General features: G+C 75.1%; 14 protein-coding genes. 5 read left to right on the top strand and 9 right to left on the bottom strand.

What is annotated here, in order from left to right:
• Positions 1 to 13: 13 nt before the first annotated feature.
• Positions 14 to 1,087: a ferredoxin reductase gene (locus UXQ13_RS12010; protein ID WP_225235558.1), complete on the bottom strand. Its 1,074-nt coding sequence runs from the start codon at positions 1,085 to 1,087 to the stop codon at positions 14 to 16.
• 118 nt (positions 1,088 to 1,205) lie between these two features.
• Here UXQ13_RS12010 and UXQ13_RS12005 point away from each other — a divergent pair, with 118 nt between their 5' ends.
• The gene (locus UXQ13_RS12005) at positions 1,206 to 2,354 is read left to right on the top strand and encodes a PucR family transcriptional regulator (protein ID WP_225235557.1); all 1,149 of its coding nucleotides are present in this window, start codon (positions 1,206 to 1,208) and stop codon (positions 2,352 to 2,354) included.
• 26 nt (positions 2,355 to 2,380) lie between these two features.
• Here the strand turns inward: UXQ13_RS12005 and UXQ13_RS12000 are convergent, their stop codons facing one another.
• From UXQ13_RS12000 to UXQ13_RS11980, 5 genes are read right to left on the bottom strand one after another with little or no spacing between them, the layout of a single operon-like run.
• Positions 2,381 to 2,722: a glycerol dehydratase reactivase beta/small subunit family protein gene (locus UXQ13_RS12000; RefSeq protein ID WP_225235556.1), complete on the bottom strand. Its 342-nt coding sequence runs from the start codon at positions 2,720 to 2,722 to the stop codon at positions 2,381 to 2,383.
• Positions 2,719 to 4,560, bottom strand: coding sequence for a diol dehydratase reactivase subunit alpha (locus UXQ13_RS11995; protein ID WP_225235555.1), 1,842 nt, complete (start codon positions 4,558 to 4,560; stop codon positions 2,719 to 2,721). The genes UXQ13_RS12000 and UXQ13_RS11995 overlap by 4 nt, the downstream gene beginning before the upstream one ends.
• On the bottom strand, positions 4,557 to 5,144 hold the full coding sequence (locus UXQ13_RS11990) for a propanediol/glycerol family dehydratase medium subunit (protein ID WP_225235554.1): 588 nt from the start codon (positions 5,142 to 5,144) through the stop codon (positions 4,557 to 4,559). The genes UXQ13_RS11995 and UXQ13_RS11990 overlap by 4 nt, the downstream gene beginning before the upstream one ends.
• 1 nt (position 5,145) lies before the next feature.
• Positions 5,146 to 6,858, bottom strand: coding sequence for a propanediol/glycerol family dehydratase large subunit (locus tag UXQ13_RS11985; RefSeq protein WP_225235553.1), 1,713 nt, complete (start codon positions 6,856 to 6,858; stop codon positions 5,146 to 5,148).
• Entirely contained in the window at positions 6,855 to 7,403 is a 549-nt protein-coding gene (locus tag UXQ13_RS11980) for a diol dehydratase small subunit (RefSeq protein WP_225235552.1), read from the bottom strand. Before UXQ13_RS11980 ends, UXQ13_RS11985 begins: the two co-directional genes overlap by 4 nt.
• A gap of 134 nt (positions 7,404 to 7,537) precedes the next feature.
• Here UXQ13_RS11980 and UXQ13_RS11975 point away from each other — a divergent pair, with 134 nt between their 5' ends.
• The 3 genes from UXQ13_RS11975 to UXQ13_RS11965 all read left to right on the top strand — a co-directional run bounded on the left by UXQ13_RS11975 (position 7,538) and on the right by UXQ13_RS11965 (position 10,778).
• Positions 7,538 to 7,945, top strand: coding sequence for a GlcG/HbpS family heme-binding protein (locus UXQ13_RS11975; protein ID WP_225235551.1), 408 nt, complete (start codon positions 7,538 to 7,540; stop codon positions 7,943 to 7,945).
• Positions 7,946 to 8,074: 129 nt separating this feature from the next.
• Complete coding sequence (locus UXQ13_RS11970) at positions 8,075 to 9,562, top strand: helix-turn-helix domain-containing protein (RefSeq protein WP_225235550.1); 1,488 nt, start codon at positions 8,075 to 8,077, stop codon at positions 9,560 to 9,562.
• Between the two features lie 22 nt (positions 9,563 to 9,584).
• On the top strand, positions 9,585 to 10,778 hold the full coding sequence (locus UXQ13_RS11965; protein ID WP_225235549.1) for an MFS transporter: 1,194 nt from the start codon (positions 9,585 to 9,587) through the stop codon (positions 10,776 to 10,778).
• On the opposite strand, the gene UXQ13_RS11960 is transcribed toward UXQ13_RS11965, so the two are convergent.
• The gene (locus UXQ13_RS11960) at positions 10,769 to 11,515 is read right to left on the bottom strand and encodes an NADPH-dependent F420 reductase (RefSeq protein ID WP_225235548.1); all 747 of its coding nucleotides are present in this window, start codon (positions 11,513 to 11,515) and stop codon (positions 10,769 to 10,771) included. The genes UXQ13_RS11965 and UXQ13_RS11960 overlap by 10 nt on opposite strands.
• A gap of 29 nt (positions 11,516 to 11,544) precedes the next feature.
• The gene (locus UXQ13_RS11955) at positions 11,545 to 12,870 is read right to left on the bottom strand and encodes an NtaA/DmoA family FMN-dependent monooxygenase (protein WP_225235547.1); all 1,326 of its coding nucleotides are present in this window, start codon (positions 12,868 to 12,870) and stop codon (positions 11,545 to 11,547) included.
• A gap of 107 nt (positions 12,871 to 12,977) precedes the next feature.
• Between UXQ13_RS11955 and UXQ13_RS11950 the strand changes: the two genes are divergently transcribed.
• Complete coding sequence (locus UXQ13_RS11950; protein ID WP_225235546.1) at positions 12,978 to 13,559, top strand: TetR/AcrR family transcriptional regulator; 582 nt, start codon at positions 12,978 to 12,980, stop codon at positions 13,557 to 13,559.
• Between the two features lie 3 nt (positions 13,560 to 13,562).
• On the opposite strand, the gene UXQ13_RS11945 is transcribed toward UXQ13_RS11950, so the two are convergent.
• On the bottom strand, positions 13,563 to 15,152 hold the full coding sequence (locus UXQ13_RS11945; RefSeq protein WP_225235545.1) for a class I SAM-dependent methyltransferase: 1,590 nt from the start codon (positions 15,150 to 15,152) through the stop codon (positions 13,563 to 13,565).
• Between the last annotated feature and the right edge of the window lie 339 nt (positions 15,153 to 15,491).

Genomic DNA, 15,491 nt, shown 5'->3' with positions numbered 1-15,491 from the left:
TGGATCGGGTGGATCAGTGGTCGATGTCGCAGTCGCCGGCCGCGGCGCTGACGCAGGTCTGCACCAGCACGCCGTCGCCGGGGGCGGCCACGGTGAGCTCGCCGTTGCGCAGGTCGCGGACGGCGCCCTCGCGCAGCGGGAGCACGCAGCCGTAGCAGATGCCCATCCGGCAGCCGCTGGGCATGATCAGCCCCGCCTCCTCGGCGGCGTCCAGGATCGGGGTGGCGCCGTCCGACGGCACCGTCGTCCCGGTCTGGTTGTAGGTGACCGAGCCGCCCTCGCCGGTGACCAGCACCCGCGGGCGGAACTGCTCGATCAGCAGCCGGTCGGCGATGTCCTCGGCGGCCCAGTGCTCCTCGAGGGCCTCGAGCAGACCGGCCGGGCCGCAGGCCCAGGTGGTGCGCTCGGCCAGGTCGGGCACCAGCTCGGCCAGCTCGGCGGGCTTGAGGAAGCCGTCGGTCTCGGTGTGCCGCTCGACCAGCCGGAGCCCGCCGGTGGCGGCCATCGCGCGCAGCTCGGCACCGAACACGACGTCGTCCGCGGTCGGCGCGGAGTGCACCAGGACGGCGTCGGGCAGCTCGTCGAGGTGGTTGCGCAGCATGCCCATCACCGGGGTGATGCCGGAACCGGCGGTGACGAACAGCGCCTTGGCCGGCCGCTGCTCCGGGAGGGTGAACTCACCGGTCGCCTGGTCGAGCTGGATGACGGTGCCCGGGCGCAGCTCGCGGACGACGTGGTTGCTGACCTTCCCGCCGGGGATGGCCTTCACGCAGATGCTGATCGTGCCGTCGGTGGCCGCCCGGTCGGAGGTGACCGAGTAGGCGCGCCACTGCCGGACGCCCTCGACGTCCACACCGATGCGGACGTACTGGCCGGGGACGTGCTCGCGCCAGCCGCGGCCGGGCCGGATGACGACGGTGGCGGCGTCGGCGGTCTCGGGACGGACGTCGACGACCTTGCCGCGCAGGTCGGCGCCGCTGCGCAGCGGGGCGAAGATGTCCAGGTAGTCGCGGGGCAGCAACGGCGTGGTGGCCGCCTCGACGAAGCGCGCCACGCGCTCGCGGAGGTTGGGTCCGGTCGTCGGCATGGTCTGATCATGTCCCACCTGAGGGATGAATACCTGTGCCCTGCATGTGAATCCGGGTGTAGTTTTCACCCCCTGCGAACAACGGTTCGGGGAACCATCTGGTCAGCGAGGAGTTGCGGTGTCCGAGCCCAGCACGTTGTCCGTCGAGGTGGCCCGGACCATCCGGCGGGAGCTGCCCGGGGTCGCCGAGGCGACCGTGGCCACCATCGTCGCCGAGGTGCCGGCCTACGCCGGTGCCTACGCCGACGGCATGAGCGCGACCATCGAGAACGCCGTCCAGCTGGCCCTGGGCGGGTTCCTCGAGCTGGCCACCACCCGCGGCGCCGACGCCGCGGACACCCCGATCCAGCCGGCCCTGGACGCCAGCTACAAGCTCGGCCGGGGCGAGGCCCGCGGCGGGCGGTCGATGGACGCGCTGCTGGGTGCCTTCCGGGTCGGTGCCCGGGTGGCCTTCCGCGGGCTGGCCGACCAGGCGGTGGCCGCCGGGCTCACCGCCGCGCAGCTGGCCCGGTTCGCCGAGCTGGTGTTCGCCTACATCGACGCGCTATCGGCCGCCGCGGTGGCCGGGCACACCGACGAGCGGCAGGCCACCGGGCGGGTCCGGGCCCGGCTGCTGGAGAAGCTCGGCCAGCGGCTGCTCGCCGGGGCGCCGCAGGACGAGCTGGTCGCGGACGCCGAGCGAGCCGACTGGCCGCTGCCGCGGACGCTGACCGCCGTGCTGCTGCCGGCGGCCCGGGTGCGCGGCGCGCTGGCGCTGCTGGACGGCGGCACCCTGCAGCCCGGCGACGACGAGGTGTCGGTGCTGCTGGTGCCCGACGCGGAGGGGCCGGCCCGCGCCGCGCTGCTGCGGGCGCTGGAGGGCAAGGAGGCCGTCGTCGGTCCGCCCCGGCCCTGGTGGGACGCCGCGGCCTCCCACCGCCGGGCGCTGCGGGTGGTGGAGCTGGGCGCGGTCCCGGACGGGTCGGCGCCGGTGGACACCCAGCAGCGGTTGTGCGAGCTGGTGCTGCGGGCCGACGAGGACGCCCTGGCCGACCTGCGGGCGGCGGTGCTGGCGCCGCTGGACGAGCTGTCGGAGGGGGCGCGGGAGAAGCTGACCGAGACGCTGCGGGCCTGGTTGCTGCACCACGGCCGCCGCGAGCAGGTGGCCGCCGCGCTCTTCGTGCACCCGCAGACCGTCCGCTACCGCATGGGCCAGCTGCGCGAGCTGTACGGCGACCGGCTGGAGGACCCGCGCACCGTCCTGGAGCTGACCCTGGCGCTGGCCTGAGCCCTGGCCTGAGCTCGGGCCTGACCTCAGGTGAGCGGCAGGCCGGTGACCACGCGGGCGGCGACCCGGCCGGCGCGGCGCCCGTCCGCGGCGTCCCCCTCCAGCGCGGGGTGGTCGGCGGGCAGCTGGGCGTGGTGCACGGCCAGCGTGCCGTCGGCGGACACCCCGACGCCGACCGACAGCCGCGAGTCCCGGGCCGCCGCGTGCGCCAGCTCCACCGCCTCCCCCTCGCCGGTCTGCCGGCGCAGCGGGACACCTTCCTCCTCCGCGCCCGCGGACACCTCGCGCAGCACCCCCGCCGGAGCGCCCGGGGCGTGGTTCAGCACGATCGCCGGCGGCTCGACCCGCTCCTCCCGCCGCGGGCTCACCCGATGCCCTGGGCGAACGCGGCCACCAGGCCCGAGGCCACCGCGTTGCGCGGGCCCTGGTCGCCCAGCACGTTGCCGGTGCCGCAGACCACGCCGTGCGCGGCCAGCGCGTCGGCGATCAGGTCGGGGATCTCGAAGTCCAGCGCCGAGCCGCCCAGCAGCACCACGAAGTCCAGCCGGCGCAGGTCGCCGTCGGGGGCGACCTGGCGCAGCGCCCGCAGCGTGTTCACCACGAACACCCGGCGCTTGGCCTCCCGGCGGACCCGGCGGACGGCGTCCAGGCCGTGCCGGGTGCCGATCGGCACCGGGCCCTCCGGGCTCAGCACGACGACCCGGGCGAAGACGTGGGCGGGCAGCGGCTGGTCGAAGAACTGCACGGTGCCGTCCTCGTGCCGGACGTGGAAGAAGCTCTCCACCTTGGCCAGCGGCGACCGCTTGACCAGCTCGGCGACCTCGCGGTCGTCCAGCGCGAGCTCGGCGTCGACCAGCTTGGTGACCAGCTCCCCCGCCCCGGCGACGTGGACGGCGGTGCAGACGCCCTCGGCGGTCAGCGAGGCGGCATCGGTGGACCCGCCGCCCAGGTCGACCACGACCACCGGCGCCCGGGTGCCCGGCGTGGTCAGCGCGCCGAGCACCGCCATCTCGCCCTCGACCCCGCCGATGGTGGCCTCGGCACCCAGCTCGGCGGAGACCCGGGCGGCGACGGCGGCCATCCGGCTGCGGCTGGTGCGCACCATCGCGGCCAGCCCGACCGCGTTCTCCAGCGTGATCTCCCCGGCCAGCCCACCGCGCACCTCGGCCGGCACGAAGGTGTCCACCGCCAGCACGTCCCGGATCGCGATGTCCCCCGGCGCTCCCCCGGACCCGTCGTCCATGGTGTCGGCCATCGTGTCGCGCACCGCGGCGAGCATGCCGCCGACGTGGGTGCCGGGCTCGCCGTGCGCGTCGCGCAGCGGCTGCACCCGGGCCAGCGCGTCCATGATCGCCTCGGCGCCGGCGTCCACGTCGACCTTCACGGTGCGGACCTCGCCGCGCAGCTCCAGCACGCCGACCGGGATCCGCCGGTCGGTGACGTCCCCCGACGGCGTCCGGACGACGACGGCCGACCGGTTGCCGGTGAGCGCGCGGGCCACCGGGGACACCTGCCGGGTCTGGTCGGGGTCCAGGTCGAACACCGTCGCGATGCCGTAGGTGTTCGACAGCGTGCGGATGGTCCGGCCCGGGGCCGCCACCTCGACCGCGGCCCGCATGCCCAGGGGCACCTTCTCCACCGCGGAGACCTCGTCGACGACCGGGATCGGCTGCCGGAGGCGGTTGGTGACCAGCACGGCGTCGTCCCCGGCGAGGACGGCGGCCACCACCGGCACCCCGCGGGCGACGGCGGTGTTCAGCGCGGCGGCCACGTCGTCGAAGTCCCAGCCGTGCGGCACCACGACCACCGCGGGCTCGTCGCCCGGGTGGCCGGCGAGGTCGAGCACCGAGACGGTGGTGCCCACGCCCAGGCCCTCGCCGCCGGGGGTGGCCGGGTTGTGCCCGATCATCGTGGACTCGGTGATCACGGTCTCGGTGATGGTCTCCATCGCCAGCCCGCTGATCACCGGGGTCGCCTCGTTGAGCAGCACCCGGTCCAGCTCCCCGGGGCGCCGGCCGGCGTCGGTGAGCACCCGGCGGACGGCGGTCAGCGCGCCCTCGGTGGAGGCCGGGGTGCCCTTGACCCCGGTGGTCCGGGTCAGCGCGGTGCCCAGGTGGGTCACCTCGCCGCCCGGGCCGACCAGGGCCAGGCACGCCTCGGTGGTGCTGTTGCCGATGTCGACGCCGACGACGAGCCGGCCGCTCACCCCGCGGCGCGCTCGATGGTCACCTCGAGCTCGACCGGGCCGGCGTCCGCCCGGATGCACTCGAACTCCTTGAGGTGCAGCAGCGCGGCCTTGGCCTGCCAGCGCGGCCGGGCCATCTGGTCGTTGCGGGTGGGCACCGGCTGCGGCGACTGGCCCTTGGCGTACTGCGCGGCGTTGGACCCGATGGCCCGGAAGACCGGGGCGTCCAGCAGCGGGGACTGCGGGAAGAGCTCCAGGTTGGACAGCCGGGGCAGGTCCTTCTGGTGGATCATCGTCGTCCCGCGGGACAGCATGCCCACCGAGACGCCGGACCCGGACAGCCGGGCGGCGATGTGCGAGACCGCGGCCAGGTCGGCGGTGTTCCAGACCCGCACGACCCGCACGCCGACGCCCTGCTCCTCGATGCCGGCCATCAGCTGGCGGAGCACCTCGGCGTGCGGCACCCCGACGATGGTCTGGGTGAACGGGTCGCCGAACGCCGGGGAGACCGCGATCACCACCTCGTCGGGGCGGGTGCCCCGGGTGGCCGGGCCGGTCTCGCGCAGGGTGAGCGTGCGCTCGACCGGTGCGTCCAGGGTCGTCATCTCAGTCCACCTCGGTCTCGGGGTTGGTGGCGGAGGTGACGTGCCGGAGCTTCTTGAGCTCCTCCCACCGCTCGCCCTGCAGCCGGTAGCCGGTGCCCGGGCCGGCGTAGTCGTTCGCGTCGTTGATCGCCGACAGCGGGGTGAAGTCGGCGGTGAGGATCGCCGCGGTCTGCAGCAGGTCCCCCGAGACCCGCTGCCGGAGCACGGTGAGCAGGTTCTCCGCCACGTCGTGGAAGCCGGTGGCCTCCAGCCCGCGGACCAGGTCCAGCCCGGTGACCCCGCGGTCCATCACCTGCTGGGCGCCGGTGAGGTCGGCCAGCACGTCGCGGAACGGGTAGTCGTTGGAGCTGTTGGCGTAGGTGGCCGCCTCGACCTCCTCGTCGGTGATCCGGGGCAGCTCGAGGTAGTCGAACAGCGCCTGCAGCACCCGGGCCGCCTTCGCCCGGACCGCGACGATCTCGGCCTCCCGGACGTGCCGCAGGCCGCCGTCCACCTGCAGGTCGCGCTGGATGGTGTTCCAGTCGTCGTAGTCGTCGGTGTCGAAGTTCGACCCGGCGAACATGTTGTCCGAGTTCGGCACCGCCGAGTACCCGGAGCAGACGAAGTCGGTGCCGGGCAGCAGCTGCGGCAGCATCCGCGCGGTCCGGCGCATCGCCGAGTGCGAGAACGACTGGTCGTTCCCCGACGCGCACTCCAGGTCCATCATCGAGGCGACCAGGTTCTCCGCGGCCACGGCCCGGATGCCGCCGGGCACCGCACCCGGGACGCCGATGCAGCTGATCGAGCCGTTCTGCAGGCCCTGCACCCCGGCGCCCTTGGCCATGAGGATGCAGCGGATCTCCAGGTAGAGCATCGAGCGGCCCTCGGCGTTGCCCATCTGCACCTCCGACCCGGTGCCCGAGGTGAAGCGCATCTTGATGCCGCGGGAGGCGTAGGCCGAGGCCAGGAACGTCTTGGACCACGGGGTGTCGTCGCCGTCCACGAAGACGGACTCGGTGCCGTAGATGGAGATCGTCTCGGCGTAGGCAGTGATGCCGCGCATGCCGAGCTCCAGCTCGGTGGCCTCCTCCAGCGCGCACTGGGTGAGCACTCCCCCGCGGCCGACCTGGCCGCCGACCTGCAGCGCGATGGCCACCAGCGGGGCGTACCGGACGACGCCGAGGGTGGTCTCCAGCTCGGCGAACCCGCGCAGCGCGCCCTCGGCGGCGTCCACCGCGACCTGCAGCGGGTTGTCCCGGGCGCTGGTGGAGTGCGCCTGGTTGGCCGGGGTGCGGCGGGCCCGCATCTTCTGCATCCCCTGCATGATCTCCACGACGTTCATCAGCTTGACGACGTCGAGCACCTTGGCCGGGGTGAGCCCGCGGGTCACCGCGATGACCTCGGAGCGGGAGACGCCGGGGTCGATGAGCATCCGGGCGATCTGCACCGAGGGCAGCGCCATGGACGCCTCCGTCGTCGCCACGTCGATCGCGTGGTCGGCGATGAAGCTGTCCATGAAGTCGAAGTCGGCGCGCTCCCGGCCGTCGAGCTCCACGATCCGGCCGTCCTCGACCCGGACGGAGGGCTGCGGGTCGAAGTCGCTCTCCATCGCGACCAGGCCCTTCTCGGGCCACTCCTCGACGAACCCGTCCAGGTTGACCGGGCGGGCCTCGAGCACCTCGGTGCGCAGCGAGTGCCGGGGCTCCTCGGCGCGCAGCGGCTGGACGGCGGTCATGCGGGGCTCCCGGTGGTCTCGTCGGCGGCTGTCTCGTCGGCGGCTGTCTCGTCGGCCGCGACGGCAGGGGTGACGGCGTCCGGGCTGGTGGCGGCGGTCGCCGCGTCCTCGGGCTCGTCGTCGGCCAGCAGCCGGCGGCGGCCGTAGACCTCCGCGGCCTCGCGGACCAGCGCCGCGGACACCGGGGCGCCGTAGGTCTGCTCGAGCTTGTCGGCCATCGCGGTGAGCTTGGCCGCGGTGGAGGCCCGCGGGCGCAGCGCGTTGTACATCGACAGCACCTCGGCGTCGGGGATCGCGGTCATCTCCGCGGCCCGGCGGAAGTTCGCGGCCAGCTGCGGCCGGCCGCTGGCGTCGGCGAGCTGGGCCTGCAACTCGAGGGTCTCCGGGGCGATCCGCAGGTCCTCGGCGGTCAGCTCGCCGGAGACGACGGCGTCCATGGTCAGGGCGGTCACGGGCTTGCCGGTGGGGGTGCGCAGCAGCTCGGGCCGGTTGACCGACAGCGGGTAGTCCGCGACGGTCAGGGTGGGTGCGGTGGGACTGCTCATGCGGGGGTGCTCCTGGGGTCGACGACGTCCTGGGCGCGGGTCTTCGGGGGCACTGTGACAGCCGACACGTTGCGCGTTCGTTGCGCGGGCGCGGGGTCTGGTCTGCGGGGCGCGGAGGGGTTCTGATGGGCGCCATGAGCGCATCCCTGAGCCACGCCGACGCCCGCGCCGTCCTCGACGCCGGACTCGCCCACGCCGCCGAGATCGGCCAGCCGATGAACGTCGCGGTCGTCGACGACGGCGGCCACCTGGTCGCCTTCGCCCGGATGGACGGGGCCATCAAGGCCAGCATCGACATCTCCACCCGCAAGGCCGTGACCTCGGTGCTGATGGCCGCCCCGACCGCGGCGCTGACCCCGCTCGTGCAGCCCGGCGCCGAGCTGTACGGCCTGGAGCAGACCGCCGGCGGCATGGTGGCCTTCGGCGGCGGCATCCCGCTGGTCCGCGACGGAGTGCTGGTCGGCGCCGTCGGGGTCAGCGCCGGGTCGGTGGAGCAGGACGTCTCGGTGGCCGAGGCCGCCGTCGCGGCGCTGCCGGGCTGAGTACCTCGGGCTGAGCACCCCGGGCACCCCCGGCGCTTGCCCGGGCACCCCGCGCCCCCGATGATCTGGGGGGCGTCGAGGTGACCGGCGCCACGTCGAGGGCAGGGGGCGACCGTGGCCGGACGACGGGTGGGGCGACCCGCGAGGGACCCCGGCACCGACCCGGCGGCGCACGCCCGGGTGCTGACCGGCGTGTTCGACGCCGTCCTGTCCGGCGACGAGCACGGCCCCGCGCCCCGGCCGGTGGTGTCGGCGTCCTGGCAGCGCAGCCTGGCCGCGCACGTCGACCCCGAGCACCGCACGCCCCCGGTGGTCTACGCCGAGGACGAGCTGGCCGCGGTGCGGGACGCGCACCCGCTGGCCGAGGTGCTGCCGCTGCTGCGCGGCACCCTGGCCAGCATCGCCGACGAGGCGATGCACGTGATGCTGGTGACCGACGCCGCGGGCAACGTGCTGTGGCGGGACGGCGCGGCCAAGCTGCTGGTCCGGGCCGACGGCGTGGGCCTGTTCCCGGGCACCAACTGGAGCGAGGCCGCGATCGGCACCAACGCCATGGGGACGACGCTGGCGGTGGACGCACCGGTGCAGATCCACTCCGCCGAGCACCTGGTGCGCACCTACCACTCGTGGACCTGCGTGGCCGCGCCCGTGCACGACCCGGACACCGGCGCGATCCTCGGCGCGGTCGACGTCAGCGGCCCGCTGCACACCGTGCACCCGGCGCTGGTGCAGCTGGTGGCGGCCACGGCGCAGCTCGCCGAGCACCACCTGCGGGTCAAGCTGGCGATCGCCGACGAGCGGCTGCGGATGGAGAACATGGGCCACCTGACCCGGCTGGGCCCGGCCGCCGGCGCGCTGGTCACCCGGTCGGGCCGGTTGCTGGCCGGGCAGCCCTACGGCTGGTGGCCCGAGCGGGTCGCGCTCCCCCCGGCGCAGGACCGGCTGGTGCTGGACAACGGCGCCGAGGTGGTCGTCGAGCCGCTGGCCGACGGCTGGCTGCTGCGCTCCCCCGCCCGCCCGGTCCGGTTGGCGCCGGCCCCGCCCACGCTGACCCTGCGGTTCCTGGGCGACGGGCTGCCCCGGGCGCGGCTGGACGACCGGCCGCTGCCGCTGACCCTGCGCCCGGCCGAGGTGCTCACTGCGCTGGCCGTGCACCCCGACGGGCTGACCGGTGAACAGCTGGCGCTGCTGCTGTACGGCGACCGCGGCAACCAGACCACCGTCCGCGGCGAGGTGCACCGGCTGCGGCAGCTGATCGGCGCCGACCTGCTGATGACCCGGCCCTACCGGCTGGCGGCCACCGTGGACAGCGACGTCCTCGCCGTCCGGCGGGCGCTGACCGACGGCCGGGTCGCCGACGCGCTGGCGGCGTCCCCCGGCCTGCTGCTGCCCCGGTCGGAGGCACCCCTGGTGCGCGGGCTGCGCGAGGAGCTGGCCGGCGGGCTGCGCCGGGCCGTGCTGGACACCGGGGACGTCGACCTGCTGCACCGGCTCGCCGGCAGCGGCGTGGGCGCCGACGACCTGGCCGTGCACGACCGGCTGCTGGAGCTGCTGCCGGCCGGGGATGCCCGCCGCGGTGCGGTGCTGGCCCACCGGGACCGGCTGCTGGCGGGCTGACCCGGGCTGCGACCATCCGCGGGTGGTGCGAGCGGGCCGGGGGGACCTCCCCCGGGAGGTGTGGGTGCTGGCCGTCGTGGCCTTCGTGGTCGCGCTCGGGTTCGGCATCGTGGCGCCGGCGATCCCGCTGTTCGCCCGGTCCTTCGGGGTGGGGACGACGGCCGTCGGGCTGGCGGTCAGCGCGTTCTCGGCGGCCCGGTTCGCCTCCGCGTTCGGCGGCGGGGCGCTGGTGGAGCGGCTCGGCGAGCGGCTGGTGCTCAGCGCCGGGCTGGTGGTCGTCGCGGCCGCCACCGGTGCGGCCGGCCTGGCGACCAGCTTCCCGGTCTTCCTGACCCTGCGGGCCCTGGGCGGGGTGGGCAGCGCGATGTTCACCGTGGCCGCCCTGTCGCTGCTGCTGCGGGTGGCGCCCCCGACCCACCGCGGCCGGGCGGCGGCCACCTACCAGGGCGGGTTCATCCTCGGCGGCATCGCCGGCCCGGCCTTCGGCGGCGTGCTGGCCGAGCTGTCCCCGCGGTTGCCGTTCTTCCTCTACGCCGGGTTCCTGCTGGCCGCCGGCGCGGTCGGTCTCGCCCAGCTGCGGGTGCCCCCGGGCCCGGTGGACGCGGACCTGGTCGCCGCGCCCGAGGTGCCCACCGCGCGACCGCTGCCTGTGCGCGCGGCGCTGGCGCACCCGGCCTACGTGGCGGCGCTGGCCGCCAACTTCGGCGTCGGCTGGATGCTCTTCGGTGTCCGCAACTCCCTGGTCCCGCTGTACGTGACGGAGGAGCTGGGCCGGACGGTCGCCTGGGCCGGCGCCGGCCTGCTGGTCGGGTCGCTGGCCCAGGCGCTGGGGCTGCTGCGGTCGGGCCGGCTGGTCGACGGGTGGGGACGCCGTCCGTCGCTGCTGCTGGGCGCCGGGCTGGCCACCGCGTCGGTCGGCGTGCTGGCCGGCCCGGCGTCCACCCCGGCGTTCCTGGTGTCGATGGCGGTGTTCGGCCTGTCGGCGTCCCTGCTGGCCAGCACCCCGGCCGCCCTGGTCGCCGATGTCAGCCCGGTCCGCGGCGGGCGAGTGGTGGCGGTGTTCCAGATGGCCGCCGACCTCGGCGGGATCATCGGCCCGCTGGCCGCCGGTGCGCTCACCGACGCGGCGTCCTTCCAGGTGGCGTTCGCCGTCACCACCGGGGTGCTGGCGCTCGGCCTGGTCGCCGGCCTGCGGATCCCGCGGGCTCAGGGGTAGAGCAGCCGGTTCACCCGCACGATGAAGTCCGGCCCGCGGTCCGCGGACGGGTCGCCCATCAGCTCCCCGAGCACCGCCATCGCCAGGTCGCGGCGCTTCGGCGAGCGGGCCGGGTCGGCCGCGGCGAGGGCTGCGGGCAGCTCGGCGAGGGTGAGGTCGGTGCAGTAGGCCGGGGCGCCGGGCTGCTGGCGCCAGGAGTCGGCGAGCGGACCGGCGTCGTGGGCGTCGAAACCGGTCTGCTCGACCAGCAGCCGGCCCAGCGCGCGGTCGGCGTCGTCGTCGGCGGACACCGGGAGCGCGATCCTGTCCGGGGCGCCGGCGGGCCGGGCCAGGCCGGCGAAGGACCCGGCGACGATCGAGTTCCAGGCCTTGACCACCGGGCGGCCCAGCTGCTCGCTGACCCACAGGCTCTCGACCTGGCCGTCGTCCAGGGCGGAGATCTGGCCGTCCCGCATCGGGTAGTAGTTCGAGGTGTCGAGCAGGACGGCGTCGGGGGCCAGCCGGTCGACGACGGGCCGGATCCCGGGGATCGCGGACAGCGGGATGGAGACGACCAGCGCCTCGACGTCGGTGGCGACGTCGTCGGCGTGCACCGGGCGGCCACCGGCGTCGGTGACCTCGGCCGGGATGGTCTCCGGGCCGCGGGAGTTGGCGACGCGGACATCGTGCCCGGCGGCGGTCAGGCGGGCGGTGAGCGTGGCGCCGATGTTGCCGACGCCCAGGATGCCGATCTGCATGGTGGTCCTCCGTGGGTGGTGGTGGGTGGTCAGGCGGTGAGTCGGGGGTCGAGCCCGTACTGGTCGGGGACGCCGAGGTTCTCCCGCAGCGTGGGGCCCTCGTAGTCGAGGTGGAACAGCCCGCGCCGCTGCAGGATCGGGACGACCTGGTCGACGAACGCGTCGATGCCGTCGGCGTACACGTCGATCGCCAGGGAGAACCCGTCGCAGGCACCGGCCTCGAACCAGGCCTGCATGTGGTCGGCGACGTCCTCGGCGGTGCCGGGCACGACCGGGTGGTAGTCGATGACGCCGTGCGCGAGCACGTCGCGCAGCGTCCAGCCCTCGCGGGCGACCTGCAGCGCATGCGGGGCGCGCGGGTCACCGGGCGAGGGCCGCGCGGCGGCGAGCTGGTCGGCGGTGAGCGGCTCGTCGAGCTGGGCCGGCTCCAGGCGCAGGCCCAGCATCGAGCCCAGGTAGCCCACCCGCTGGTCGAGGTCGACGACCTCGTCCAGCCGGCGGCGGCGGTCCAGGGCCTCGCGCCGGGAGCCGGCGATGCTGGGCATGAAGCCGGCGAACAGCTTGACCTCGTCGGGGTCCCGGCCGACGGCGACGGCCGCGGCCCGCAGCGCGTCCCGGTGCGCCCTGCCCTCGGCGATGCTGAACGGGTTGGCGTAGACCCCGTCGGCGTACCGGGCGGCGACCTCCAGCCCGTTGCCGCCCCCACCGGCCTGGAAGACGACCGGCTGGCCCTGCTCCGACGGCGGGATGGGCAGCGGGCCGCGGGCGGCCACGTGCTCCCCCTGCAGGCCGACCGGCCGAATCTTGTCCGTGTCGGCGAACTGGCGGCGCTCGGCGTCCAGCACCCAGGCGTCGCGCTCCCAGCTGCCCCACAGCGCCTGGACCACCTGCACGACCTCGTGCACCCGCTGGTACTTCTGCGCCCGCGGCGGCAGCGCGATGCCGTAGTTGGCGGCCGCGGCCGGCAGCGAGGTGGGGACGGCGTTCCAACCGGCCCGGCCGTGGCTGGCCACGTCGAGGGCCTTGAACTGCCGGGCGATCGTGTACGGCTCGTTCAGCGTCGTGGACGCGGTGGCCACCAGCCCGATCCGCTGCGTGGCCCGGGCCATCGTGGTCAGCACCACCAGCGGGTCGATCGAGTGGTTCGGCACCGCCCGGGAGATGTCGTTCTCCAGCGCGGGGGTGTCGGCGAGGAAGACCAGCTGGATCTTCCCCCGCTCGGCGGCCTGGGCGTACCGGGCGAACACGTCCATGTCGGTGTAGCTGCGCGGGTCGACCCCGGGCATCCGCCAGGAGCCCGGCTGGGGGCCGTAGCCGTTGGCGATCTGGATGGCCAGGAGCAGCTGGTCGGGCACGGGACGTCCTGTCGGGGAGGCGGTAACCTGATTCGGAGATGGTCTCCGTTCGGGTGCCACCGACCATACGGAGACGTTCTCCGAATTGTCCACCGGGGAGGCCGGACGTGACCGGGACGACAGCCGGACGACGGCCGCGCACCGATGCCGCCCGCAACCGGACGCACATCCTGGACGTCGCCGAGCGGTACTTCACAGAGCACGGCGTGACCGGGTCGCTGGACGCGTTGGCCAAGCAGGCCGGCGTCGGCCCGGGCACCCTCTACCGGCACTTCCCCACCCGGGACGCACTGCTGGCGGCCCTGCTGGCGGCCCGGGACGAGGAGCTGATCACCCGCCGCGACGCCATCCGGACCGGCGGGACCGACCCGGCCGTCGCCCTGGACGGCTGGCTCGCGGCGCTCGGCACCTGGGCCACCGCGTTCGACGGGCTGCCCGACCCGCTGCGCGCCGCCGTCACCGAGCAGAGCTCGCCGCTGGCCCTGACCTGCCAGGGCTACGTGACGACGACCGAGGAGTTCCTGACCGCGGCCCAGGACGCCGGCCGGGCCCGGTCCGACGTCCGTGGGCGCGACCTGTTCCTGGCGGTGCTGGCGATCAGCTGGGTGCGCGGGGCGGCGATGGCCGACGCGTCGTCCCCCGCCGGGCTGGGTTCGCTGCTGCGCACCGGCTGGTCCACGACTGCCTGAGCTCTACCCCAGCCCGGGCAGCTCGGGCTTGCGGGCCACCAGCAGCACGTGGGTGTCGGGCCACTCCAGCGGCTCCCCGGTCGCGGCGTCCAGCAGATGGGCGATCGGGGCGAACACGTGCTCGACCAGCCAGTCGTTGCGCCAGGCGCCCGAGCGCGGGTCGACCTCGAAGCCGGCGCGCTGCACCAGCTGCGCCCAGGCGTCGCCGTCCAGGGCGCAGAACTGCTCGTGCACCTCGCTGAGCCAGTTGTCGGTGTAGCTGACCTTGGACAGGAACTCCATGGCGTCGGCCAGCCGCAGGACGACGTCGTCCCCGTCGGTGTCGACCCCGAACGGCACCCCGGCCGCGCGCCGGAAGTCCTGCGCGAACTGGTCGAACCGGGCGCGGGTGCTCAGGCCCTCCAGGTACGGGGCGACGTCGGCGGCGGGCAGCGCCGCCAGGTCAACCGGTGCCGCGGGCCGGTCGCCGTCGTCGGTGCGCAGCCGCAGGCGGACCCGGCGGTCGCCGTCGGCCGGTCCGCAGACGTCGGAGTTGACCCAGACCCCGCCGGGCACGGTGTGCGCGGCGACGTTGGCGGCGAGCTCCTCCAGGGCAGGCACCCCGCCGCCGTAGCTGAGGATCTCGTGGGTCAGCGCGAAGGTGGTCGTGGTGTCCACCGTGGACGGCGGGAAGACCGGCCCGTTGAGCACGTTGGCCTGCACGAAGAAGGTGTTCGGGTTGGCCGCGAAGGCGCCCTGCGCGCGGCGGTGCTCGCACTCGTCGAACAGGTGCCGGGCGACCTCGATGCCGAACAGGTCCGACTCGTGCAGCGTCGGCTCGGCGGCGGCCAGCTCCAGCATCGCGCCGGTGGCGCAGCCGATGTCGACGATCCGGCCGGGCTGGACGTAGGGCCGGGCCTGGTCCCACTTGCGCTGCGCCGCGGACTCGAAGGCGGCGATGTAGGAGCGGTACTCCCGGGTGGCGGTCAGCCCGCCCTCGGAGCCGACGACCGGGTCCGAGCAGATGACCCGGGTGGACTCCGCCAGCCCGTACCGGTCGAACACGGCGACCGTGGCCGGGTGGGCGAGCTCGCGCCAGGCCGGGTCGCCGGCCACCAGCAGCTCGAGGACGTCCCACGGCCGGGCCGGGTCGTCGGGCGAGCCGTCCTCGACGGGCACGATGCGGTACCCCAGCGCCCGGTACATGGCGGCGACCGAGGCGGTGGAGCAGGCGACGACGGTGTCGGCCGGGTCCGGCGCCCACCGGCCGCCGGTCTCGTGCGCCACGGTCTTGACGGTCAGCTCGGCGAACCGGTCGGTGGGTGCCACGTCGACCACGCCGACGACGACGCCGGTCAGGTCCTCGGCCAGGCAGAACCGCTCGATCGCGGCCTCCCGGCGGTGCGCGGGCACCGGGTTGCGCCGGGTGCCGCGGTGGTTGGCCGAGGTGACCGCCCAGACGACGGCGACGTCGCCGGTGCAGGCGACCGCGACACCGTCGGTGTCGGCGAGCTCCCCGGCGACGAGGGCCCGCAGGTGCTCGGCCTGGAACCGGGTCAGCACGTGGTGCCGCCCCGGGAACAGGATGCTGCTGACCGGCGCGGGCTCGGGCACGGGACTCCTCGTTCATCGGTGGCGGGGCAGCCTCATCCTCCCGACCGCCCGGCCGGCCGCCGCGACCCGGTGCCCGGCACGACGCGTCAGCCCCACCGCCCGCCCCGTGGAGGGCCCGCCACCGTCGCCCCACCTCTCGGACCGGGTCTCCGGGCCCCGTCCTGGCCAACCCGGACCACCGGCACCACCCAGACCAGCTCCTCCAGGCGCTGGTGCGCCTGCTCGTAGCGGTCGGTGCGCTCCCCAGTCATCGGCCGGACCGGCTCGGAGTCGCTCGCAGACCCCTAGATGAGTAAGTCCGATTGGATCAGTGGTCGTAGGCGATCAGTGATCTTGTGA

The sequence above is a fragment of the Klenkia terrae genome (assembly GCF_037083865.1).
In the GTDB taxonomy this organism is placed as follows: Bacteria; Actinomycetota; Actinomycetes; order Mycobacteriales; family Geodermatophilaceae; genus Klenkia; species Klenkia terrae.
Note: the sequence above shows the minus strand (reverse complement) of the source record. Positions and strands in the feature narration are given on the sequence as shown.

Excerpts from the sequence above, each read along its gene's own strand:
- UXQ13_RS12010 (WP_225235558.1), bottom strand. The coding sequence starts at position 1,087 with ATGCCGACGACCGGACCCAACCTCCGCGAGCGCGTGGCGCGCTTCGTC.
- UXQ13_RS11990 (WP_225235554.1), bottom strand. The coding sequence starts at position 5,144 with ATGACGACCCTGGACGCACCGGTCGAGCGCACGCTCACCCTGCGCGAG.
- UXQ13_RS11985 (WP_225235553.1), bottom strand. The coding sequence starts at position 6,858 with ATGACCGCCGTCCAGCCGCTGCGCGCCGAGGAGCCCCGGCACTCGCTG.
- UXQ13_RS11980 (WP_225235552.1), bottom strand. The coding sequence starts at position 7,403 with ATGAGCAGTCCCACCGCACCCACCCTGACCGTCGCGGACTACCCGCTG.
- UXQ13_RS11975 (WP_225235551.1), top strand. The coding sequence starts at position 7,538 with ATGAGCGCATCCCTGAGCCACGCCGACGCCCGCGCCGTCCTCGACGCC.
- UXQ13_RS11960 (WP_225235548.1), bottom strand. The coding sequence starts at position 11,515 with ATGCAGATCGGCATCCTGGGCGTCGGCAACATCGGCGCCACGCTCACC.